The following is a 20391-nucleotide window of genomic DNA, read 5'->3' on the forward strand; positions in this document are numbered from 1 at the left end:
ATCGTAATCCGTTGCAATACCCCTTGTCAACCGGGCGTTTCGGCCGGGATCGGACGGTCGGGATTACGGGAGTGCGGGGTCGGACGGAACATGCCGGGGGCACGTGGCCCCCGGCGGTTTCACTGTCCGTCTCCTGGCCTGCCTCAGGCGATGTCGGCGGGGAGCACCGTTTCGGGCAGGTTCTGGTAGCAGACCGGCCGCAGGAAGCGGCGGATCGAGAGGGTGCCGACGGATGTGGCGCCGAAATTGGTCGAGGCCGGGTAAGGGCCGCCATGCACCATGCTGTCGGATACCTCGACGCCGGTGGGGAAGCCGTTGGCCAGAAGCCGGCCGGCCTTGCGTTCGAGGATCGGCAACAGCGCGCGCGCCGCGCCGGCATCGCCGTCATCCATGTGCAGCGTGCAGGTGAGCTGGCCGCGCAGGCTGCTGGCGACCTGCTTCATCTGGTCCATGTCGGCCACGCGGACCACAAGGCCGAGCGGGCCGAAGACCTCCTCGCCCAGTTCCTCGTTCTCGAGCCACGTGGTGCCGTCGGTCTCGTAGAGGTAGGGCGTGGCGTTGCGCTGGTCGCAGGTGGAGGTGAGCACCTCCTGCACGCCCTTGGAGGCGGCGACGCGGTCGCGCCCGTCGCGATAGGCCTTGGCGATACCGTCGGTCAGCATGACCTGCGGCCCGGTGCCGGCCAGCGCGTCCTTGGCGGCATTGGTGAAGGCGTCGGCCTCCGGCCCGTCGAGGACGATGGCGATGCCGGGGTTGGTGCAGAACTGGCCCGCGCCCATGGTGAGCGAGCCGGCCCAGCCTTCGCCGATCGAGGCGCCGCGGGCGGCGACGGCCTCGGGCAGGAGGAACATCGGGTTGACCGAGCCCAGCTCGCCGAAGAAGGGGATCGGCTCGGGGCGTTGGGCGCAAAGGTCGAAGAGGGCGCGGCCGCCGGCGAGGGAGCCGGTGAAGCCCACCGCCTTGATCAGCGGGTGCTGCACGAGGGCCTGGCCGACCTGGCGGTTGCCGCCCTGCACGAGGCTGAAGGTGCCCTTGGGCATGTTGCACTTGCCGATGGCGGCGTGGATGGCCTCGGCCACGATCTCGCCCGTGCCGGGATGGGCGCCGTGGCCTTTCACCACGACGGGGCAGCCGGCGGCGAGCGCGGCGGCGGTGTCGCCCCCGGCGGTGGAGAAGGCCAGCGGGAAGTTCGAGGCGCCGAAGACGGCGACCGGGCCGATGGGGCGCTGCATCATCCGCAGGTCGGGGCGCGGCGCGGGGGCGCTATCGGGAAGCGCCTCGTCATGGCGGCGGTCGAGGTAGTCGCCCTTGCGGATATGCTCGGCGAAGAGGCGGAGCTGGCCGGTGGTGCGGCCGCGCTCGCCCTGCAGGCGGGCCTCGGGCAGGCCGGATTCGGAGGTGCCGATCTCGGTGATCTGGTCACCGCGCGCCTCGATCTCGTCGGCGATGGTGTCGAGGAAGGCGGCGCGCTCCTCGCGGGTGGTGTAGCCGTAGGTGGTGAACGCCTCCTCGGCGGCCTTGGCGGCCTGGTCGACAAGCTGGGGGTTGCCCACCGAGAAGCTGTGTGCCTCGCCGCTGGCGGGCTCGGAGGTGAAGGTGTCATCCGTGGCGATCCACTCGCCGGCGATCAGGTGCTTGCCATGCGGTTTGAAGGTCATGCGGTGTCCTTTGGGGTTATTCGGTGGGTTGTTGTGGCGCGGCGCGGGCCGTTAGCGGCCTGTCTTCTTGCGCCACGCGTCGAATTTCTGCTGGTTCTCCTCCTTCGTGCAAGGGTAGAGCCCGATGATAGGCGCGCCACCCTCGACCTCTTCCAGCACGAAATCCTCGAAGGTTTCCATCCCCGTGCATTCCTCGGCGATCTCGTCGGCGAGGTGGGCGGGGATGACCATCACGCCGTCGCGGTCGCCCACCAGCACGTCGCCGGGGAAGACGGCCGCATCGCCGCAGGCGATCGGCACGTTGATGTCGAGCGCCTCGTGCAGGGTCAGGTTGGTGGGGGCGGAGGGGCCGGCGCAATAGGCGGGCATGGCCAGTTCGCCGATGCCGTGGGCATCGCGGAAGCCGCCGTCGGAGACGATGCCCGCCGCCCCGCGCTTGGCCAGGCGGGTGACGAGGATCGAGCCGGCAGTGGCGGCGCGGGCGTCCTTGCGGGCGTCCATCACCAGGACGTGGCCCTCGGGGCAGGTTTCGACCGCCACGCGCTGTGGGTGGTCGGCATTGCGGAAGACGGTGATCGGGTTGCGGTCTTCGCGGGCCGGGATGTAGCGCAGGGTGAAGGCGGGGCCGACCATGTTCTCGTCCTTGGGGCTCACCGGTGTGACCCCCTGGATGAACTGGTTGCGCAGGCCGCGCTTGAAGAGGGCGGTGGCGATGGAGGCGGTCGAGACCTTTTTCAGCTTGGCGCGGGTCTCGTCGGAGAGCGTGTGTTCGGTCATGGGGGGTCCTTCAGAAGATGTCGGGTTCGCCGGCGGTGCGGCCGAAATCGGATTGCAGGAAGTCGAAGTCGCAGCCCTGGTCGGCCTGGGTGACGTGTTGCAGGAACATCCAGCCGTAGCCGCGTTCGAACCTGGGTTTGGGGAGTGTGAGGGCCTTGCGGCGGGCGTCCAGTTCCGCTTCGTCGACCAGCATGTCGAGGCGGCGATTTGCCAGGTCGAGGCGCACGGTGTCGCCGGTTTTCAGGAGGGCCAGCGGCCCGCCGACGTGGCTTTCGGGCGAGACGTGCAGGACGCAGGCGCCGTAGGAGGTGCCGGACATGCGGGCATCGGAGATGCGCAGCATGTCGCGGTGGCCCTGCTTGATCAGCGCCTTGGGGATCGGCAGCATGCCCCATTCGGGGAAGCCCGGCCCGCCCTGCGGCCCGGCATTGCGCAGGACCATGACGTGATCGGGGGTGATGTCGAGGGTGTCGTCGTCGACGGCCTTCTTCATCTCGGGGTAGCTGTCGAAGACCAGCGCGGGGCCTTCGTGGTTGTAGAATTTCGGATCGCAGGCCGCAGGCTTGATGACAGCGCCGGAAGGGCAGAGATTGCCCTTGAGGACCGCCAGCGAGCCCTCGTGGTAGACCGGGTTCGAGAGCGGGCGGATGACGTCGTCATTGTAGACTTCGGCGCCATCGAGGTTCTCGCCCATGGTCTTGCCGGTGACGGTCAGTGCCGAGGTATCGAGCATCTCCTCGATCTGCTTCATCAGGGCGCGGAGGCCGCCGGCGTAGTAGAAATCCTCCATCAGGTAGTCCTTGCCCGAGGGGCGGACATTGGCGATGAGCGGCGTGGTGCGGCCCAGCGCGTCGAGGTCTTCGAGCTGCATGTCCACACCGGCACGGCGGGCCATGGCGATGAGGTGGACCACGGCATTGGTCGAGCAGCCGGTGGCCATGGCGACGATGGCCGCGTTGCGGCAGGCCGCGTCGGTGATGATGCGGTCGGGGGTGAGGTCTTCCCACACCATGTCGACGATGCGGCGGCCACAGGCCGCCGACATGCGCTGGTGCCCGCTGTCGACCGCCGGGATCGACGAGGCGCCGGGAAGGGTGAGGCCCATGGCGTCGGCGATGGCGGTCATGGTCGAGGCGGTGCCCATGGTCATGCAGGTGCCGGCCGAGCGGGCGATGCCGCCCTGCACGCCGCGCCATTCCTCGTCGGAGATGTTGCCGGCGCGGCGCTCGTCCCAGTATTTCCAGGCGTCCGAGCCGGAGCCGAGGATCTTGCCGGCGTAATTGCCGCGCAGCATCGGGCCGGCGGGCAGGTAGATCATCGGCACGCCGGCCGAGATCGCCCCCATCACCAGCCCCGGCGTGGTCTTGTCGCAGCCGCCCATCAGCACGACACCGTCGAGCGGGTGCGAGCGGATCATCTCTTCCGTCTCCATCGCCAGCATGTTGCGGTAGAGCATCGAGCTGGGCTTGGTGAAGCTTTCGTCGACCGAGAGCGAGGGCATTTCGACGCCGAAGCCGCCCGCCTGGGTGATGCCGCGTTTGACGTCCTTCACCCGGTCGCGGAAGTGGGAATGGCAGGTGTTGAGCTCGGACCAGGTATTCAGCACGCCGATCACCGGGCGGTCGCGGAAATCCTCCTCGTCGTAGCCGAGCTGCATCATCCGCGAGCGGTGGCCGAAGCTGCGCAGGTCGTCGGGGGCGAACCAGCGGGCCGAGCGCAGGGTTTGCGGGTCTTTCTTGGTCATCGGGTCACCCTGTGAAGCTGAAGCTGTACCAGATCACGGCGGCCGCGACGGCCAGCCCGACGAGGTCGGGCCAGTTGCCGAAATGGTGCGAGTCGCCGATCTCCTCGGCCGTGAAATGGGCCGCGTCGATCTCTTCGTCCTGGCGGGTCAGATCGGGGTCTTTGTCCTGTGACATGGGGACGGTCCTCCTCAATCAAGCATGTTGGGCAGCCACATCGCGATCTCCGGGATGAAGAGCACGAGGGCGAGGCCGATGGCCTGCAGCGCGATGAAGGGCAGCACGGCGACGAAGATGTCCTGAAGCTCGACGCCTTTTGGCGCCACGGATTTCAGGAAGAAGCAGGCTGGCCCAAAGGGCGGCGACAGGTAGTAGATCTGGATGTTCATGGCGAAGAGCACGCCGAACCAGACCGGGTCGAAGCCGAGATCGACCACCACCGGCGCGAAGATCGGGACGGTGATGAAGATGATCGCGATCCATTCCAGGAAGGTGCCGAGCACCATGACGATCAGCATCATCACCAGCACGATCATGATCGGCGCCATGTCGAGCCCGGTCAGCACGCCGCGCAGGAAGTCGCCCCCGCCGATGCGGTTGTAGATCCCGATCAGCGAGACCGCGCCCAGCACCAGCCAGATGATCGAGCCCACGGTCAGCACCGTCTGGCGCATGGCGTCGCGCGCCATGGTCCAGTTGAGCTCCTTGCGGATGCCGGCGACGACCAGCGCACCCACCGCACCGATGGCCGCGGCCTCGGTCACCGTGGCGATGCCGGAATAGATCACCCCCAGCACCGTGAAGATCAGCGCGGCGGGCAGGATGATGCCCTTGAGGAACTTCAGGCGCTGGAAGAACGGCAGGCCGGTTTCCGGGATGTCGTAGATTGGCGCCATCTCGGGGCGGAGCCGCACGCGCACCAGGATATAGGTGATGTAGAGCGAGGCCAGCATGATGCCGGGAATGGCGGAGGCCGCGAAGAGCTTGGTGATCGAGACCTGGGCCGCCAGCCCGTAGACGATGAGCACGACCGATGGCGGAATGAGCGTGGCGAGCGCGCCCGCGGCACAGATGATGCCGATGGAGAGCTTCTTGTCATAGCCCAGCCGCAGCATCTGCGGCAGCGCGATCAGGCCCAGCATGACGATCTCGCCGCCCATGATGCCGGACATGGCGGCCAGCAGCACGGCCACGACACAGGTCTGCACGCCGACCGAACCGCGGAAGCGGCCGCCGGCGATGGCCATCGAGTCGAAGAGTGACTTTGCGATGCCGGATCGTTCCAGCACGTTGGCCATGAAGACGAAGAACGGCACCGCGATGAGCTCGTACTTGTGCAGCACCTCGCTCACGTTGGCGGCGACGATGAAGAAGCCGGCGCGTTCGCCGAAATAGAGGATCGCCGTGACCAGCGAGACGGTCAGCGTGGTGATGCCGAGCGGCACGCCCACGGCCATCAGGCCGAGAAGTGCGACGACGATCAGGAGTGTGATCAGTTCAATGCCCACCGGTCACGTCCTTCTCGGTGTTGTGGAACCAACGGATGATGTTGGCCAGCAGTTGTGCCATGTAGAGACCGCAGCCCACGACGATCAGCACCTTGAGGTATGTCGGCTGGGGCGAGTTGAAGGCGGTGCCGGAATGTTCGGTCCGGCCCAGCACCTTGACCGCCGGCCCCCAGAGCGCCATCGCCAGCACGAGGATCGCGCCGAAGGCGATGCAGAGTTGCGCCAGCCGGAAGTAATGCCAGACCCGCGGGCTGACCAGCAGCTCCATCATGGTGATCGAGATGTGGCGGTTGCGCTGGGTGACGTAGCCCACCGACAGCACCCAGACGGTGGCGCAGAGGGTCATCGCCAGTTCGGTCGACCAGACCGTCGGGCTGTCGAAGCCGTAGCGCAGCACGACCTCGAGCGCCGAGACCGCGATGCAGGTGAAGAAGAGGGTGGAACAGGCATGGCCGATGAAGACGCTGAACCGGTCCATCACCTCGGCATAGCCCGCGAGCAGGCGTTTCATGGGGTCTCTCCCGTTGGCGTCGGAAAGCGGCGGGCGGCGTGCGTGACGCCGCCCCGGCAAGAGCGGAGATTACTCTTTGAAGAGACCGATCTCGGTCATGTAGGAGATGTGCGCGTCGAGCGCTTCCTGCGCGAGATCGGATTTCTCGGCGTAGGCTTCCCATTCCTTGCGGGCGACTTCGCGAAGCTGGTCGCGGTCTTCCTGGGCCCAGTCGATCACCTCGATATCGTCGGAGGCGTCGTCACGCTCGGCCAGTTCCTTGTCGAGCTTGGTGACCTCGTCGGCCATGGCGTACATCGCCTCGTACCACCAGGTGCGCAGCGCTTCCTGGTCCTGCTCTTCCAGCCCTTCCCAGACCTCGCGGTTCACGGTGAACTGCATGGCGGGCATGGAGTGGATGCCGGGGTAGAGCGGGTACGGCGCCACGTCGTGCAGGCCGGTCGCGTCGTTGTTCACGTAGGCCGAGGCGTCGGCGGCATCGACGATGCCCTTTTCAAGCGCGCCGAAGACTTCCGAGAAGGGGATCGCGACGGGCGAGGCACCGGCGGCCTGGAAGACGGCGGCGGCCAGCCCCTCGGGCGAGCGGATCTTCTTGCCTTCGAGGTCTTCGAAGGTGCGGATCGGTTCGCGGGCGACCAGCGCCTCGCGCGAGTACGGCCCGCAGGCCACGACCTTGACCTCGCCGCCGGTGATGGCGTCGGCGGCCTTCTGCATCATCTCCTCGCCCGGGCCTTCCTCGCAGAAGCCGATCATCTGCTGGGGCGTGTCGTAGCCCGAGATCAGGTCGCCCAGCAGGGCGAAGGCGGGTTCCTGGCCGGAGAAGTAGTTGACGGAGGTGAAATCGCCGTCGAGCGCGCCGGCGGCCACCGCCTCGGGCGTGTCGCGGGCGGGCACGACCGAGCCGTTCGGCGTGAGCACGATGGAAACGCGGCCGTCGGTCATTTCCTCGATCTTCGGCAGCCATTCTTCGGTGATGTACTTGGTCGAGAAGTCACCGGCGTTGAAAGAGGTCTGGATGTTGAGCGTGTCGGCATGGGCCAGCCCGGCCAGCATCGAAACGGACGCGGCCAGCGTGGCGGTTCTGGAAAAGGTCATTATGGTCCTCCCTGAAAATCACCGGGGGCCTCCCCCCGCGGCTGATTGATGTACTAATATATTAGTGTAATGTTGGCAAGCGAAGCTTATGTTGCCACCGACCCGGAAAAGAGGCTTAACGGAACCTGATGACCGAAACGCCTGACGTGCCTAGGAAAATTGCCGCTTCCCCTGCCCCGCCCGGCCGGCCGATCAAGCGCGGCTCGGCCAGCGCACAGATCCACGATGCGCTGCGCGACCGAATCGTCGCGCTGGAATTCGCGCCGGGCGCCTTCCTGTCACGGTCGGAAATTGCCGCCTATTACGGGGTCAGCCAGACGCCGGTGCGCGACGCGATGATGCGGCTGGAGGAGGAAGGGCTTCTGATCATCTATCCGCAGTCCAAGACGCTGGTGTCGAAGATCGACGTGGCCCATGCGCAGGAGACGCAGTTCCTGCGCCTGTCGATCGAGCTGGAGGTGACGCGGCGGCTGGCGCGGGAGAGCACTGCCAACCGGATCGGCCGGGCGCGGACCTGCCTGTCCTTGCAGCGGGCGGCGCTCGAGACCGGCGACCTTGACGAGTTCGCGCGGCTGGACCGCGAGTATCACAGCGCCCTTTACGAGGCCGCCGGCGTGGCCAACCTGTGGCAGATCGTGACCGCGCGGTCGGGCCATATCGACCGGCTGCGCAAGCTGAACCTGCCCGATCCGGGCAAGTCGACCTCGATCCTTTCGTGCCATGAACGCATCCTCGCGGCCATCGAAACCGGCGATGTGCCCGGCGTCGAGGCGGTGGTGCGCGAGCACCTGTCGGGCACGCTGTCGCAGGTGCCGAAGATCACCGAGAAATATCCGCAGTATTTCTGAAAGCGCCCAACGGGCTGGTCAGGTCGGGGTGACGCGCACCTGTATCCCCTCGCCCCCGTCGTGCCATTCCGGCCGCGACTCGATCCAGTTGGAAAACCGGGTTTGCAGCTCGTCCAGCAGCCAGACCGCCGCCGGGCCGGGGGGCTGGTCAAGCTTGTGCGCGGTATAGAGCGGGAAGCGCAGGGGCCTGCCGCGGTGAATGGCGATCCGGAGTTCGCTGAGATCGCCGTTCTCGATATGCGGCCAGGCCAGGTGGGTGGGCATCACGCACCAGCCGAAGCCGTTGAGCACGAAGTCGAGGCGGTTGAACTGGTCGATGAAGCTCCAGGTGCGTTCGCTCATGACCACGCCCCGGAAACGGCGTGTACGGTCGGTGAGGGTGAGCTGCACGTGCTCGTCAAGCTGCGCCTGCGTGATCGGCGCGCCGATGCGCGAGAGCGGGTGGCGCGAGCTGGCGACGACGGAAATCGGGACGTTGCCGAAGAATTCCATCTGCACGCCCGGCATCCCGTCGCGCGCCGGGGAATAGATCGCCAGCCCGGCATTGCCTTCCTGCAGGGATTGCTCGGGCGCGCCCAGCCCCTCGCCGTAGAGCGTGACCGAGACCGAGGGGTATTCCTCGTGAAAGGATTTCAGCGCGCCGATGAGCACGTCGTTGGGAAAGACCTGTTCGATGGCGATGCTGATCTCGGGCTCGGCCACCGTGGCGATGCTGCGGGCGCGGGCGCGCAGGGCGTCGACCCCGCCGATCACGCGGCGGGCGTCGATCAGGATCGCCTCGCCCGCGTCGGTCAGGCGGGGGAGTTTCTGGCTGCGGTCGAAAAGCTTGAGTTCCAGCGCGTCCTCGAGCGACTGGATGGATTGGCTGACGGCCGATTGCACGCGGTTGAGCTTGCGGGCGGCGGCGGAAAAGCTGCCGCATTCGGCGACGGCGGCCAGCATGTGGAGCTGGTCTATGGTGACCCGGTTCAGCATACCCGTCCTCCCTCAACGCGGCCTACCGACGGGCGCTAGTATACCAGACCATCTGGTTCTGGCCAGAAAAAGCCGTCCAAGGCATCAGGTCTCGTGATACTTATCCCTCGGTGGTGTGGACCCGTTCAGAACCCGTAGAGACGGGCGGGATTGGCCACCAGAACCGCCTCGCGCTGTGCCTCGGAGAGGCGCCAGTCGGCCAGGAGGTCGATGAGACGGGCGTCATCCGGCATGGTGTCGTCGGTCTCGGTGGGGTGCGGCCAGTCGGAACCCCAGAGCAGGCGGTCTGTGCCCTGCGCGATGAGCGCGCGGGCCAGCGGGGCGACATCCGCGTAGTCGGGCTTGCCGGCCTTCGAGATGTGGTAGGCACCCGACAGCTTGACCCAGACATTCGGCTGTGCCGCCAACCGCAGGAGGGCCTGATGGGCCGGGTGGTCGGGGGCGATACACTCGGAATACCGGCCCATGTGGTCGATCACCACGGTACAGGGCAGATCGGCGATGAGGTTTTCCCGGTCGGGCAGTTCCAACCCGTCGAGCTGGACCTGAAGGTGCCAGCCGGTGCCCTTGATCCGCGCGGCCATGACCGGCAGGTCGGACCACTCGGTCATGCTGCCCGCCATCTGGTGATAGCGCAGGCCCCGTGCACCCTTGTCCCAAAGCGCCGCGAGATCGGCGTCGGAGATGTCGGTGGGCACGGTGACGACGGCGCGGGCGCTGTCACCGATACGCGCAATGGCATCGAGGATGCAGCGGTTGTCAAAGCCGTAGGTCACCGGCTGGACGACGATCATGCGGTCGAGCCCGAGCCGGTCCTGCACGGCGCGGTAGTCTTCCGGCAGGTGGTTCGGCGGAAAGAGCCAGGCCTTGGGCGAGGCCGGGTAGCTGTCGTCGTAGAAATGCATGTGGGTGTCGCAGGCGCCGGAGGGCACGGCGATTTTCGGGCGGGATGTGTGGGTCTTGGCCATGGGCGGTCAGGCCATCACGTTTTCGGCAAAGGTCTTGCCGGTGTATTCCGTCCGGTAGATGCCCTTTTTCTGGAGGAGCGGCACGACCTGGTCGACGAAATCCTCGACGCTGCGGTTGCTGGTCGTGGGGGTGATGTTGAAGCCGTGGCAGCCGCTGGAGCGCCAGAGGGTTTCCAGCTCGTCCGCGACCTGTTCGGGCGTACCGACGAGCTGTGGCATACCGGTGGAGGCGCCGAACATGCGGGCGGCGTCGCGCACCGTGGCGTCGCCGTCGCCGGCCATGTTGGCGAGCGCCATCAGCATCCCCTGCGAGGCCTCGGTGGTGTTGTCGGCCAGGCGGGAATCCAGTTCGAGCCGGCTGAAATCGACGCCCATGGTGCCGGACATGCGGTTGAGGGCGGCGTCGATGGGGATGCGGTCGGCCATCTCCTTCTGGTGGGCTTTCGCCTCTTCCTCGGTGCCGCCCAGGACGCACTGGATGCCGAAGGTGACCTTGGGGGTGTCCTTGCGGCCCTCGGTTTCCGCCGTCTCGCCCAGCATCTTCACGAATTTCGTCATGGCCGAGGCCTGCGGCTGGATGGCGAAGACCACGTCGGCATGCTTCAGGGCGAATTTCTGGCCCCGGCCGGAGGAGCCCGCCTGGAACAGCACCGGGCGGCCCTGCGCCGATGGCAGCACGGGGGGCACGCCGCGGCAGCGGAAATAATCGCCCTTGAAGTCGATCACGTCGATCTTTTCCGGGTCGGCATAGAGCCCCTTCTCGCGGTCGGCGAGGATCGCGCCCGGCTTGATGCCGTTCCAGAGCGCATAGCAGACATCCATGTATTCGTCGGCGTGGTCATACCGCTCGTCATGCTGAAGCTGCTCGGCGCCCAGCGCACGGTGTTCGGCACGGAGGTGGCCCGAGACGATGTTCCAGCCGACACGCCCGCCGCTCATGTAGTCGAGAGTCGAGAGGCGGCGGACGGTGGTGTAGGGATGACTGCCGGAGGTGGAGAGCGTGAGGGCGAGGCCCAGGTGCTCGGTTTCGGCCAGCATCACCCCCATCAGCGCCATCGGGTCGTGGCTGGGCCAGCAGACGCCGTAGCGGACGTAGTCGTCGAGGCTGTCGCGGTACCAGTCGTAACCGCCCGGGGTGTCGGCGAAGAAGGCCGCGTCGAAGCAGCCGCGTTCCAGGGTGCGGGCAAGCCCCTTCCAGTGATCGAACGATGCCATCCCGTCAAGCCGCCCGTCTTCCGGATCGGCCCAGCTCATGGCGCTGTGGTTGATCGGGCTGTGCATGTAGAAGCCGATCAGGTGCATTTGCTCACTCATGGTGTTGGTCACCTTTCAATTCAGGAACGGTCATTCCGCGGCACGGGCGCGCGGGCCCGGTTTGCGCGCGGGCGGGTTGGCAAGGTCGAAAAGGCTGTCGGGGCCCGGGGCGGAGAGGTCGGTCCAGCCCATCATGCCCATGACGAGGCTGAGCTCCTGCCGGTAGATGTCGAAGACCTTCTCGGCCCCGGCCTGCCCGCCAGCCGCGACGCCGAACATGGCCGGGCGGCCGAAGAGCGTGGCCTTGGCGCCGAGGCAGAGCGCCTTGGCGATGTCGGAGCCGCGGCGGATGCCGCTGTCGATCAGCAGTTCCATGCCATCGCCCACGGCGTCGGCCACGAGCGGCAGCATGTCGAGCGAACCCGGAGCGGAATCGAGCTGCCGGCCACCGTGGTTCGACACGATCAGGCCGTCGGCGCCGAGGTCGCGGCAGCGGCGGGCGTCGTCGGGGTGCATCACGCCCTTGACGACCAGCGGGCCGGGCCAGGCCTTGCGCACCGACTTGAGCACCTCCCATGTCTGTTCGGGGGCGGGCGTTTCGCTTCCGTAGAGGTCGGCGACGGCGCCCGCATTCGCGTTCGGGCCGGCATAGGGCAGCCAGTTTTCCATCATCGGGATGCCGCTGTTCTGCAGGTAGCGCAGGGTCCAGGCCGGGCGGCTGAGCCCCTGCAGGATCACGCCCGGGGTCATCTTCATCGGCCGGGTGAACCCGTTGCGGAGGTTGCGTTCGCGCTTGGCCATTACGGGCGTATCGATCGTCAGGATCAGCACGCGAACATCGAGTGCGCGGGCGCGGCGGATCAGGTCGGCGGTGATCTCGGGGTTACGGGCGCCGTAGATCTGGAACCACGTGGTTTCCGGGGCGATATCCATCGCCGCCTCGATCGAGTCGCAGCTGGCGCTGGACATCAGGTACGGCAGGTCGAACTTCGCGGCGGCGCGGGCCAGCATCAGGTCGGCGCCGGGCCGGAAGAACCCGGCGATGCCCATGGGCGAGACGCCGAAGGGGCTGGAATACTCGTGGCCGAACAGGGTGACTTTCTGGCTGCGGTCCGAGACATCGACAAGGTAGCGCGGCAGAAGCTTCCAGCGGTCGAAGGCCGCGCGGTTCCGCGCGAGCGCCGCCTCGCCGTCGACGCCGCCGTCGATGAAGTCGAAGGCGATGCGCGGCAGGTAGCGGCGCGCGCAGTCGCGGACATCGTGAATGTTGATCGCCTTGTCGATGCGCATCGGTCGTGTCGCCATCCTTTCAGCGGCAATAGGAGAGTGCCGGCGCGTCCATCATGCCAGATGCTGGCCGGAGGGGATCGCGCAAAGATTTGATATTGTTCATCGATTCTCCCGACAGGTCGGGAGGGTTGCCCGCCCCGGCAAGCGGCGCCGGAGCGGGGGTGCAGGTTACTTGCCGAGCGCCTCGCGCACGTCGGCGACGGCGGCCTCGACCTCCGGTCCGCCGTCCTTGGCCCATTCGTCCCAGTAGCCGGCCCATTCGGATTCGTAGCGTTTCACGTCTTCCGGATCGGCGTCGACGATGGTCATGACCTCGCGCATTTCCGCCTCGGCCTCGTCATTGGCTTTCTTGCGGGCGGCCGCGAACTCGGCCTGGTTCTCGGTGACGGCCGCGTCGACGGCGGCGCGCATGTCCTCGGGCAGGCCGGCATAGAGGTCCTGGTTGATCAGGATGTACTCGATGCCGGTATGCGGGTCGCAGAAATAGCCCCAGTCGAGGAACTCGGTCCAGCCCGAGCCGGTGATATTGGCCGCGCCGGTGAAGACCGCATCGACCACGCCGCGATGCATCGCCTCGGGCACCTCGGCGGTGGTCAGCGTGACCGCCGCGCCGCCGTACTTGCGGATGATGTCGCCCTGTTCGGGGCTGGAGCCGCGGGCGTTCTTGCCCTTGAAGTCTTCCAGTTTCGTCAGCGGCTCGCCGCGGCCATAGGCGTTCTGCGGCCAGTTCTGGCCGGACCAGAGCAGCATCTGGCAGCCCTGCGAGTTCAGCTTCTTGTTGATATGCGGCACCAGCACGTCCATCGCGGTTTCCGCCTCGTCGGCGTTGCGGATCAGGAACGGCAGGCCGGGCAAGGCGGCGACCTTGGTGGTGCCGGCGATGAAGCCCTGGTAGGCCAGCGCCATCTCGACCTGTCCCTGCCCCAGGACGGGCACAGCCTCGGTCGCGCGGAAGGGCATCTCGCCGGCGGTGCGGACGGTGATGTCGAGCTCGCCATTGGTGCGTTCGCGGATGTCGTCGGTGAGCGCGATGTAGAGGTTTGTGAGCGAATGGCCGGGGCCGTAATAGATGGTGAAGTCCCATTTCATCGGCGCGGCGAAGGCCCGGGTTCCGGCGGCGGCCGTCACGATTCCCGCCGCGCCCATCCCCCGCAGAAGCGAGCGCCGGCTAAGTCCGTAATCTTTCATGTCTGTCCTCCCTGCTTGACATGTTACTCTTGGTTATCGTTGCGGCGCGCTGTCATCGCGCCACGGTCATCTGGTCCGGCAGCCAGAGCGCAAGGCCCGGCACGAACCACATCAGAAGCAGGAACGCGAGCATCAGGCAGACGTAGGGCAGCGCACCGCGCGCCACGTCGGCATAGGGCGTGCCCTGCCCGATCCCGTGCAATACGAAGAGGTTGAGGCCGATCGGCGGGGTGATCATGCCGATCTCGATCAGCACCACGACCATGACGCCGAACCAGATCAGGTCGAACCCGGCGGCGTTGATGATCGGGAAGAGCACCGGCAGCGTCAGCAGCATCATCGAGGCGCCGTCGATCAGGCAGCCGAGGAAGATGTAGAGCAGAACGATGGCGAGGAAGAGCACGAAGACCGGCAGGTCGAGCCCGATGACCCAGCCGGTCAGCGAGCGGCTGACGCCCGAGTAGACCAGCGCGTAGGAAAAGACCTGGGCCGCCACGACGATGACCAGCACCATGCAGGTGGTGCGGACGGCCGAGAGGTGGGCCTCCTTCACGTTCTCCCAGCTCAGGCCGCGATAAAGGGCGGCGATGATCACCGAGGCCAGCACCCCGATGGCGGCGGCCTCGGTCGCCGTGGCCCAGCCGAGGTAGATCGAGCCCATGACGAAGAAGATCAGTCCGAAGAGCGGCAGGATATCGCCCAGCGAGCGAAAGCGGTCTCCCATGCTCACCGGCTCGGTTTCCGTGGGGGCCAGGGCCGGGTTGAGCAGGCAGCGCACCCCGATATAGCCCATGAAGGCCACGGCCAGCACCAGCCCCGGCACGACACCGGCGATGAATAGCTTGGCGACCGACACCTCGACGATCGAGCAGTAGATGATCATGATGATGCTGGGTGGGATCAGGATGCCCAGGGTGCCGCCGGCCGCGAGCGAACCGAAGATCAGCCGGTCGTCATAGCCGCGTGCCTTCAGCTCGGGGATGGTGACGGTGCCGATGGTGCCCGCCGTCGCCACGCTCGAGCCGCAGGCGGCGGCGAAGACCGAGCAGGAGACGACGTTCGACTGCAGCAGCCCGCCCGGCAGGAAGCGCAGCCAGATCGCCAGCGCCGCGTAGAAGCGTTGCGCCACGCCGCAGCGCAGGATGATCGCGCCCATCACGATGAAGAGCGGCACCGGGCTGAGGGTGAAGGAGTTGATCGAGTTCCAGCTGATCGAGCCGAGCGACAGCAGGGTCTTCGCCCCGCCGGCAATGTAGAGGCCGGACATACCCGTCGTCATCAGCGCGATGGCGATCCAGACGCCCGAGGCCAGCAGCACGAAGAGCATCGCGATGATGAGGGCGGAAAAGGCGACCCAGGTCATAGCCAGTCCTCCGTTTGTTCGGCGTCCTGTCGAGCGGCGAGATCCGGCGAGAACAGCGCCGCCGCGGACCGGACCAGCGCCGAGATCATGCTGCAGGTCAGCAGCACCGACCCGATCGGCATGACCAGTTGCGGCACCCAGAGCACGGTGCGGGTGATGAAGATCGAGGTCGCGCCGCTGCGATAGGTCTGCAGGACGAAGTCGATGATGTACCAAGTGTAGACAAGCAGCGTTGCGGTGGCGATCACGGCGATCAGCAGGTTGAGCAGCGCCGCCGCCCGCCCCCGAAAGAGCCCGTGCACCAGTTCGACCCGGATGAAGCCGCCGTTGCGGAAGGTCCAGGCGAGGCCGAGGTAGACGTTGGCGGCCAGCAGGTAACCCGCGTACTCGGCCGAGACCAGGGTCGAGATGCCGGCCGTGGTGCGCAGGACCACCTCGGCACAGACGATCACGGTGATGACCACGATCGACAGGGCCGAGAGGACCAACGCCACGTTCTCGAGATGCCGCAGCCACCGGTCCGCCGAGGCGGCGGCCCCGTGTATCCTTTGCCAGCCGGAGGTCTTCTGCCCTCGGCTATCCTCTGGCATGGTCTTTGCCGTCACACCGATCCTCTTTGGTCAACCGCACCGCCGCACGCGCCGCGATCCGCTCCTCCGTCGACTGCCCGGCCGCATGTGTTCCGGTGCAGAAATCCTTGCGACGTTCCTCCGTGTCGCGGCCAAAGATGACTTTGGTTGAGAGGTTTTCTAGCATACCAACCGATCATCTGAATGATCATTGATGTGATGATTTTGATCGGTTTTCCTGATGGATTTGAACACGGGTCACACGTCGTCTCTCCCGGGAAAATGGCTGTAAATCAAAGCCCTGCACCCGGGATTCCAGTGTTTTTGGGGTCCGGCCGCGCTTTCGACCGTCTCGGCGGAAACGGTCATGCTTTGCCCTGTCCGGCCTCCTTCCACGTGCCGTCGATTTCCGTCAGACCGCAGGCCGCGACATCGCGCTCGAGCCCGAGGAGTTCGTACATGGTGGCGCCCTCGTCGAGCTTGGCGCGAAAGCCCGATTCCTTGGCCGCCCGGGCCTCGGCATTCTCGACGGCCGATTCGACGAGTTCGGGGGGAATCGCCAGCACGCCGTCATCGTCGGCCACGATCAGGTCGCCGGGGTTCACGGTCACGCCCGCCACCACGACCGGCACGTTGGCCGAGCCCGGACCGCGCTTCTCGGGATGCGAGACGGAGATCGCGGTCGAGAAGACCGGGAAGCCCATCTCGCGCACCCGGCCGGTGTCGCGCACCGCGCCGTCGACGACCGCGCCGGCTATGCCCTTGCCCTGCGCGTAATAGGTGATCATGTCGCCCCAGAGTGCGCCCTGTGCACTGCCGCCATTGGTGGCGACGATCACGTCTCTGGGCTCGGCCAGCTTCGCGGCGATGTGCAGCAGCAGGTTGTCGCCGGGATAGTTGTAGCAGGTCACGGCCTGCCCGCAGGTTTTTGCGCCCGTCCAGACTGGGCGCATGGCATGCGACAGCAAGTGCCGCCGCCCGGCGATGGCGCCCAGCCCCTCGTGCAGGTCGGCCACCGAGTTCCGGCTGGCACGTTCGATCAGGGCCCGGTCGATCCTGGGGATCTTCGCATAGGCCACCGGCGTCATCTCGTTCATGGTGTCTCCTCCCATCGCGCATCTAGTATTCCAGTAGAATACAGGCTGCGGCGAACACAGGTCAAGCGGCCAGCGCGGCGACGCTGTCGAAACCCGCCGGCCGTCAGCTGCGCGGGTCAGCGCATCTGGTCGAGGATGTAGCTTTCGGTCTGGTCACAAAGCTCGGTGAGCCGTTGCCGCACCGCCTCGGCATCGCCGTCGGCGGCGGCGCGGACAACGCGCACATGCCGGTCCAGCGCCTCGCGCAGCCCGGCGGTGCCGACCTGCGTGTGCCAGTACCGGCGGACCAGCGCGTGGACCGGCCACATCGCCTGGGTGAGGAACCGGTTCCCGCAGGCCTCCTCGACGATGGCGTCGAACTCGGCGTCATGGCGGACGTAGCTGGCAAGGTCCCCTGCCCCGGCGGCCGCTTCCATCTCGGAGGCCAGCCGCTTCATCTCGGCGCGCTGACCGTCGCTTGCGCGTTCGGTGCCGCGCAGGAGCAGGCGCATCTCGATGCCGCGGCGCATTTCCAGAAGCTGGATCTGGCTGCGCAGGTCGACCTCTGTCACGATGATCCCGCGGCGGGGCATGATCGAGACGAGGTATTCGCGTTCGAGCCGTTTCAGCGCCTCGCGCACCGGGGTGCGGCTGAGGCCCATTTCACGGCCGAGGGAATTTTCCGAGATCAGGCTTCCCGGCGGCAGGTCAAGCCGCACGATGCGGTCGAGGATGGTGGTGTAGGCCGTGGCCGCCAGCGGGTCGAGTTCGCCGGCGTCCTGTGTTTTCGGTATCTGTCGCGCCATCGGGCCTTGCCTTCGTCTTGTTCAGGCTGCCTGTATACCACTGGTGCGGCAGATTGAAAGCGACGTGGCGTCGCTGGCGGGCGGAGGGCGTCAGCCGTGATTGGACATCGAAGCCAGGCCCAGCGCGGCTTCCTGCAGCGCCTCGCCAAGGGTGGGGTGAGCGTGAATGGTGGCGGCGATATCCTCGGCCCGAAGGCCGGCTTCGATGGCGATGGCAAAGGCGGCGGCCAGTTCCGACACGCCCGGCCCGGTGGCCTGGATGCCGAGGACGACATGATCGGAGGGGCGGGCCACGATGCGCACGAACCCTTCCGTGTCGCCCAGCGTGAGGGCACGGCCGTTGGCGCGGAACTGGAAGGTGCTCGTTTCTGCATCCGGCGCCTCGGATGGCAGCAGGCCGGCGGTGACGATCTCGGGATCGGTGAAGCAGATGGCGGGGATGCAGGTCTTGTCCCAGCGTTTCGGATGCCCGGCCAGGAGGTCGGCCACCAGTTCGCCCTGCGCCATGGCACGATGGGCCAGCATCGGGCCCGGCGTCACGTCGCCGATGGCATAGACCCCGCGCATGGAGGTGCGGCACTGGTCGTCGATCTCGAGGAAGGCGCCATCCTGGCGGAGGCGCAGTTCCTCGATGCGCAGGCCGTCGAGGTTGGGCGCGCGGCCGACGGTGACGAGGGCCTTGTCGGCGGCGAGGCTCTCCTCGCCATCGGGTCCTGAGAGGGACAGCGTTTCGCCCTCCTGCGCCCAGCCTTTCACCTTCGTTTCGAGCTTCAGGGTGATCCCCAGCTCTTTGAGGCGGCGGCGGACGGGGCGGGTCAACTTGTCGTCATATTGCGGCAGGATGCGGTCGGCGGCCTCGACAATGGTCACCTTGCAGCCCAGCTTGGCGAAGGCGGTGCCCAGTTCGAGCCCGATGTAACCGGCACCGACGACCGCCAGCCGCGCGGGCAGGTCGGCCAGCGCCAGCGCGGCGGTGGAATCGAGCGTATGCGGCCCGAAAGGAAGGCCCGGCAGCTCCACGGGGCGCGACCCGGTGGCGATCACCACCTTCGCGGCGCGGATGGTGACGGGGCCGGTTTCGCTGTCGACCTCGACGGTCTTGCCATCGCGGAAATGCGCCCAGCCGGTCAGGGTTTTCACGCCGCTGTTGCCAAGAAGGCCGGTCACGCCGGAACACAGCTTGTCGACGACGGAGCCGGACCAGTCGAGCGTCTGCCCGTAGTCGAGGTTCGGCGTCGCGACGGTGACGCCGCAAAGCCCCTCGCCCGCCTGACGCGTGGCGGTGTGGTAAAGGTCGGCCGCGTGGATCAGCGCCTTCGACGGGATGCAGCCCACGTTGAGGCAGGTGCCGCCGACGCGGCGGCCCTCGACCAGCACGGTATCAAGGCCCTGCCTCGCCGCCCGCGAGGCGCAGACATAACCGCCGGGGCCGCCGCCGATGACGAGCAGGTCACAGGTCATCTCAGTCATCGCGCCACTCCATCCATAGCATTGCCGGGGTTTCCAGAAGCGCCTTCAGCTTGGCCACGAATTCCGCGGCCACCCACCCGTCGACCACCCGGTGATCGAAGCTGCAGGACAGGTTCATCACCCGCCGGGGCTGGAAGGCGTGGCCGTCCCAGACGGGGCGGACGGCGATCTTGTTGATGCCGACGATGGCCACCTCGGGGTGGTTGATGATGGGCGTGGTGGCCAGCGCGCCGAGCGGGCCCAGCGAGGTGATCGTGATGGTCGAGCCGGAGAGGTTTTCCGGCGCGATCCGGCGGGCGCGGGCGGTGTCGGAGAGGCGTCGGATGTCGCGGGCGGCTTCCCACAGGTCCATCGCCTCGGCGTGTTGCAGCACGGGGACCATCAGGCCGGTGTCGGTCTGGGTGGCGATGCCGCAATGCAGGGCGGCATGGCGGGTGACAACGCTGGCCTCGTCATCGAAATGGGCGTTGATTTCCGGGTGATCGAGCACGGCCTCGGACAGGGCGCGGATCACGAAGGGCAGCAGGGTGAGCTTGCCGCGGTTGTCGGCGAAACGAGCGTTGAGGCTGGCACGCAGGTCTTCCAGCGCGTCGACCTCGACCTCCTCGATGATCGAGAAATGCGGGATGCGCGACTTGGCCAGCGACATCCGTTCCGAGATCTTGCGGCGGACGCCGGTGATCCGGACCTCTTCGGTGGTGTCGCGGCGGCGCAGGCCGGAGCCGGGCGCGGCGGCGCCGCCGCTTTCGGCGTAGGCGTCGAGGTCTTCATGCAGGATGCGGCCGGCCGGGCCGGTGCCGCGCAACTGTCGCAGGTCGATGCCCATCTCGAGCGCGCGGCCCCGCACCGAGGGCGCGGCCAGCGGGCGGCCGGCGGCGTTGCGGGCCATGGCGGCCGAGGCGGGCTGTTGCGCGCGGCGGGCGGGCTTGGCCGGCGGTTCGGGTTGTTTCGCCGGCTTGGCAGGCGCTTCGGGCTCTGGTTCCGATTCCGGCTTCGGGGCCGGTTCCGGCGCGGGGTCTTCACGCTCCGGCGCCTGCGGCGCGGCGTCCGCGTCGGTTTCGATCCGGATCAGCTCGCTGCCCACGGCCAACACGTCACCCGCCTCGCCGCCGACCCATGTCACCCTACCGGTCGCCGCGGCGGGGATCTCGACGGTGGCCTTGTCGGTCGTCACCTCGCAGATCGGGTCGTCCTCGCGGACCTCGTCACCGACCTTGACCAGCCACTCGCTCAGTTCGGCCTCGGTGATGCCCTCGCCGATATCGGGGAGTTTGAAGCTCTGTTCGGTCATGG

General features: G+C 67.1%; 19 protein-coding genes. 1 reads left to right on the plus strand and 18 read right to left on the minus strand.

Annotated elements, in window-relative coordinates; genetic code table 11:
- Nucleotides 1-143: 143 nt before the first annotated feature.
- From QUV18_RS07905 to dctP (QUV18_RS07935), 7 genes are all read right to left on the minus strand, one after another.
- A complete protein-coding gene (locus QUV18_RS07905) occupies nt 144-1658 on the minus strand; it encodes an aldehyde dehydrogenase (NADP(+)) (protein WP_300893091.1) in 1515 nt (504 codons plus the stop codon).
- Between the two features lie 51 nt (nt 1659-1709).
- Entirely contained in the window at nt 1710-2435 is a 726-nt protein-coding gene (locus tag QUV18_RS07910) for a ribonuclease activity regulator RraA (RefSeq protein WP_300893093.1), read from the minus strand.
- Between the two features lie 10 nt (nt 2436-2445).
- Nucleotides 2446-4179, minus strand: coding sequence for an L-arabinonate dehydratase (araD, locus tag QUV18_RS07915; RefSeq protein ID WP_300893094.1), 1734 nt, complete (start codon nt 4177-4179; stop codon nt 2446-2448).
- Between the two features lie 4 nt (nt 4180-4183).
- Nucleotides 4184-4354: a hypothetical protein gene (locus QUV18_RS07920; protein ID WP_300893095.1), complete on the minus strand. Its 171-nt coding sequence runs from the start codon at nt 4352-4354 to the stop codon at nt 4184-4186.
- Between the two features lie 14 nt (nt 4355-4368).
- Nucleotides 4369-5685, minus strand: coding sequence for a TRAP transporter large permease subunit (locus QUV18_RS07925; RefSeq protein WP_300893096.1), 1317 nt, complete (start codon nt 5683-5685; stop codon nt 4369-4371).
- Nucleotides 5675-6196: a TRAP transporter small permease gene (locus tag QUV18_RS07930; protein ID WP_300893098.1), complete on the minus strand. Its 522-nt coding sequence runs from the start codon at nt 6194-6196 to the stop codon at nt 5675-5677. Before QUV18_RS07930 ends, QUV18_RS07925 begins: the two co-directional genes overlap by 11 nt.
- A 69-nt stretch (nt 6197-6265) precedes the next feature.
- Nucleotides 6266-7291 (minus strand): TRAP transporter substrate-binding protein DctP, encoded by a 1026-nt coding sequence (gene dctP, locus QUV18_RS07935; protein WP_300893099.1) that lies wholly within the window; start codon nt 7289-7291, stop codon nt 6266-6268.
- A 128-nt stretch (nt 7292-7419) separates the two neighbouring features.
- On the opposite strand from dctP (QUV18_RS07935), the gene QUV18_RS07940 reads away from it, so the two are divergent.
- Entirely contained in the window at nt 7420-8139 is a 720-nt protein-coding gene (locus QUV18_RS07940) for a GntR family transcriptional regulator (protein WP_300893101.1), read from the plus strand.
- An 18-nt stretch (nt 8140-8157) separates the two neighbouring features.
- Here the strand turns inward: QUV18_RS07940 and QUV18_RS07945 are convergent, their stop codons facing one another.
- The 11 genes from QUV18_RS07945 to QUV18_RS07995 all read right to left on the minus strand — a co-directional run bounded on the left by QUV18_RS07945 (nt 8158) and on the right by QUV18_RS07995 (nt 20389).
- Nucleotides 8158-9114 (minus strand): LysR family transcriptional regulator, encoded by a 957-nt coding sequence (locus QUV18_RS07945; protein ID WP_300893102.1) that lies wholly within the window; start codon nt 9112-9114, stop codon nt 8158-8160.
- Nucleotides 9115-9239: 125 nt separating this feature from the next.
- On the minus strand, nt 9240-10082 hold the full coding sequence (locus tag QUV18_RS07950; RefSeq protein ID WP_300893103.1) for an amidohydrolase family protein: 843 nt from the start codon (nt 10080-10082) through the stop codon (nt 9240-9242).
- Nucleotides 10083-10088: 6 nt separating this feature from the next.
- Nucleotides 10089-11396: an NtaA/DmoA family FMN-dependent monooxygenase gene (locus tag QUV18_RS07955; protein WP_300893105.1), complete on the minus strand. Its 1308-nt coding sequence runs from the start codon at nt 11394-11396 to the stop codon at nt 10089-10091.
- A gap of 30 nt (nt 11397-11426) precedes the next feature.
- Complete coding sequence (locus tag QUV18_RS07960) at nt 11427-12641, minus strand: alpha-hydroxy acid oxidase (RefSeq protein WP_300893107.1); 1215 nt, start codon at nt 12639-12641, stop codon at nt 11427-11429.
- Between the two features lie 153 nt (nt 12642-12794).
- On the minus strand, nt 12795-13814 hold the full coding sequence (gene dctP, locus QUV18_RS07965) for a TRAP transporter substrate-binding protein DctP (protein WP_300893109.1): 1020 nt from the start codon (nt 13812-13814) through the stop codon (nt 12795-12797).
- A gap of 52 nt (nt 13815-13866) precedes the next feature.
- On the minus strand, nt 13867-15177 hold the full coding sequence (locus QUV18_RS07970; RefSeq protein ID WP_300893110.1) for a TRAP transporter large permease: 1311 nt from the start codon (nt 15175-15177) through the stop codon (nt 13867-13869).
- A complete protein-coding gene (locus QUV18_RS07975; RefSeq protein ID WP_300893111.1) occupies nt 15174-15767 on the minus strand; it encodes a TRAP transporter small permease in 594 nt (197 codons plus the stop codon). Before QUV18_RS07975 ends, QUV18_RS07970 begins: the two co-directional genes overlap by 4 nt.
- 344 nt (nt 15768-16111) lie before the next feature.
- Nucleotides 16112-16843 carry a 4-carboxy-4-hydroxy-2-oxoadipate aldolase/oxaloacetate decarboxylase gene (locus QUV18_RS07980; RefSeq protein ID WP_300893113.1) on the minus strand — a complete coding sequence of 244 codons (732 nt, stop codon included), beginning with the start codon at nt 16841-16843 and terminating at the stop codon, nt 16112-16114.
- Between the two features lie 116 nt (nt 16844-16959).
- Nucleotides 16960-17628 (minus strand): GntR family transcriptional regulator, encoded by a 669-nt coding sequence (locus tag QUV18_RS07985; protein ID WP_300893114.1) that lies wholly within the window; start codon nt 17626-17628, stop codon nt 16960-16962.
- 90 nt (nt 17629-17718) lie between these two features.
- Nucleotides 17719-19098 (minus strand): dihydrolipoyl dehydrogenase, encoded by a 1380-nt coding sequence (gene lpdA / locus QUV18_RS07990; protein WP_300893116.1) that lies wholly within the window; start codon nt 19096-19098, stop codon nt 17719-17721.
- Nucleotides 19091-20389: a dihydrolipoamide acetyltransferase family protein gene (locus QUV18_RS07995; RefSeq protein WP_300893117.1), complete on the minus strand. Its 1299-nt coding sequence runs from the start codon at nt 20387-20389 to the stop codon at nt 19091-19093. The genes lpdA and QUV18_RS07995 overlap by 8 nt, the downstream gene beginning before the upstream one ends.
- Between the last annotated feature and the right edge of the window lie 2 nt (nt 20390-20391).

Source organism: Roseovarius sp., from assembly GCF_030373445.1.
In the GTDB taxonomy this organism is placed as follows: Bacteria; Pseudomonadota; Alphaproteobacteria; order Rhodobacterales; family Rhodobacteraceae; genus Roseovarius.

What these genes read in the sequence shown, in the direction of transcription:
- QUV18_RS07905 (WP_300893091.1), bottom strand. Translation starts at nt 1,658, where the DNA reads ATGACCTTCAAACCGCATGGCAAGCACCTGATCGCCGGCGAGTGGATC.
- QUV18_RS07910 (WP_300893093.1), bottom strand. Translation starts at nt 2,435, where the DNA reads ATGACCGAACACACGCTCTCCGACGAGACCCGCGCCAAGCTGAAAAAG.
- araD (WP_300893094.1), bottom strand. Translation starts at nt 4,179, where the DNA reads ATGACCAAGAAAGACCCGCAAACCCTGCGCTCGGCCCGCTGGTTCGCC.
- QUV18_RS07920 (WP_300893095.1), bottom strand. Translation starts at nt 4,354, where the DNA reads ATGTCACAGGACAAAGACCCCGATCTGACCCGCCAGGACGAAGAGATC.
- QUV18_RS07930 (WP_300893098.1), bottom strand. Translation starts at nt 6,196, where the DNA reads ATGAAACGCCTGCTCGCGGGCTATGCCGAGGTGATGGACCGGTTCAGC.
- dctP (WP_300893099.1), bottom strand. Translation starts at nt 7,291, where the DNA reads ATGACCTTTTCCAGAACCGCCACGCTGGCCGCGTCCGTTTCGATGCTG.
- QUV18_RS07940 (WP_300893101.1), top strand. Translation starts at nt 7,420, where the DNA reads ATGACCGAAACGCCTGACGTGCCTAGGAAAATTGCCGCTTCCCCTGCC.
- QUV18_RS07945 (WP_300893102.1), bottom strand. Translation starts at nt 9,114, where the DNA reads ATGCTGAACCGGGTCACCATAGACCAGCTCCACATGCTGGCCGCCGTC.
- QUV18_RS07950 (WP_300893103.1), bottom strand. Translation starts at nt 10,082, where the DNA reads ATGGCCAAGACCCACACATCCCGCCCGAAAATCGCCGTGCCCTCCGGC.
- QUV18_RS07955 (WP_300893105.1), bottom strand. Translation starts at nt 11,396, where the DNA reads ATGAGTGAGCAAATGCACCTGATCGGCTTCTACATGCACAGCCCGATC.
- QUV18_RS07960 (WP_300893107.1), bottom strand. Translation starts at nt 12,641, where the DNA reads ATGGCGACACGACCGATGCGCATCGACAAGGCGATCAACATTCACGAT.
- dctP (WP_300893109.1), bottom strand. Translation starts at nt 13,814, where the DNA reads ATGAAAGATTACGGACTTAGCCGGCGCTCGCTTCTGCGGGGGATGGGC.
- QUV18_RS07970 (WP_300893110.1), bottom strand. Translation starts at nt 15,177, where the DNA reads ATGACCTGGGTCGCCTTTTCCGCCCTCATCATCGCGATGCTCTTCGTG.
- QUV18_RS07975 (WP_300893111.1), bottom strand. Translation starts at nt 15,767, where the DNA reads ATGCCAGAGGATAGCCGAGGGCAGAAGACCTCCGGCTGGCAAAGGATA.
- QUV18_RS07980 (WP_300893113.1), bottom strand. Translation starts at nt 16,843, where the DNA reads ATGAACGAGATGACGCCGGTGGCCTATGCGAAGATCCCCAGGATCGAC.
- QUV18_RS07985 (WP_300893114.1), bottom strand. Translation starts at nt 17,628, where the DNA reads ATGGCGCGACAGATACCGAAAACACAGGACGCCGGCGAACTCGACCCG.
- lpdA (WP_300893116.1), bottom strand. Translation starts at nt 19,098, where the DNA reads ATGACTGAGATGACCTGTGACCTGCTCGTCATCGGCGGCGGCCCCGGC.
- QUV18_RS07995 (WP_300893117.1), bottom strand. Translation starts at nt 20,389, where the DNA reads ATGACCGAACAGAGCTTCAAACTCCCCGATATCGGCGAGGGCATCACC.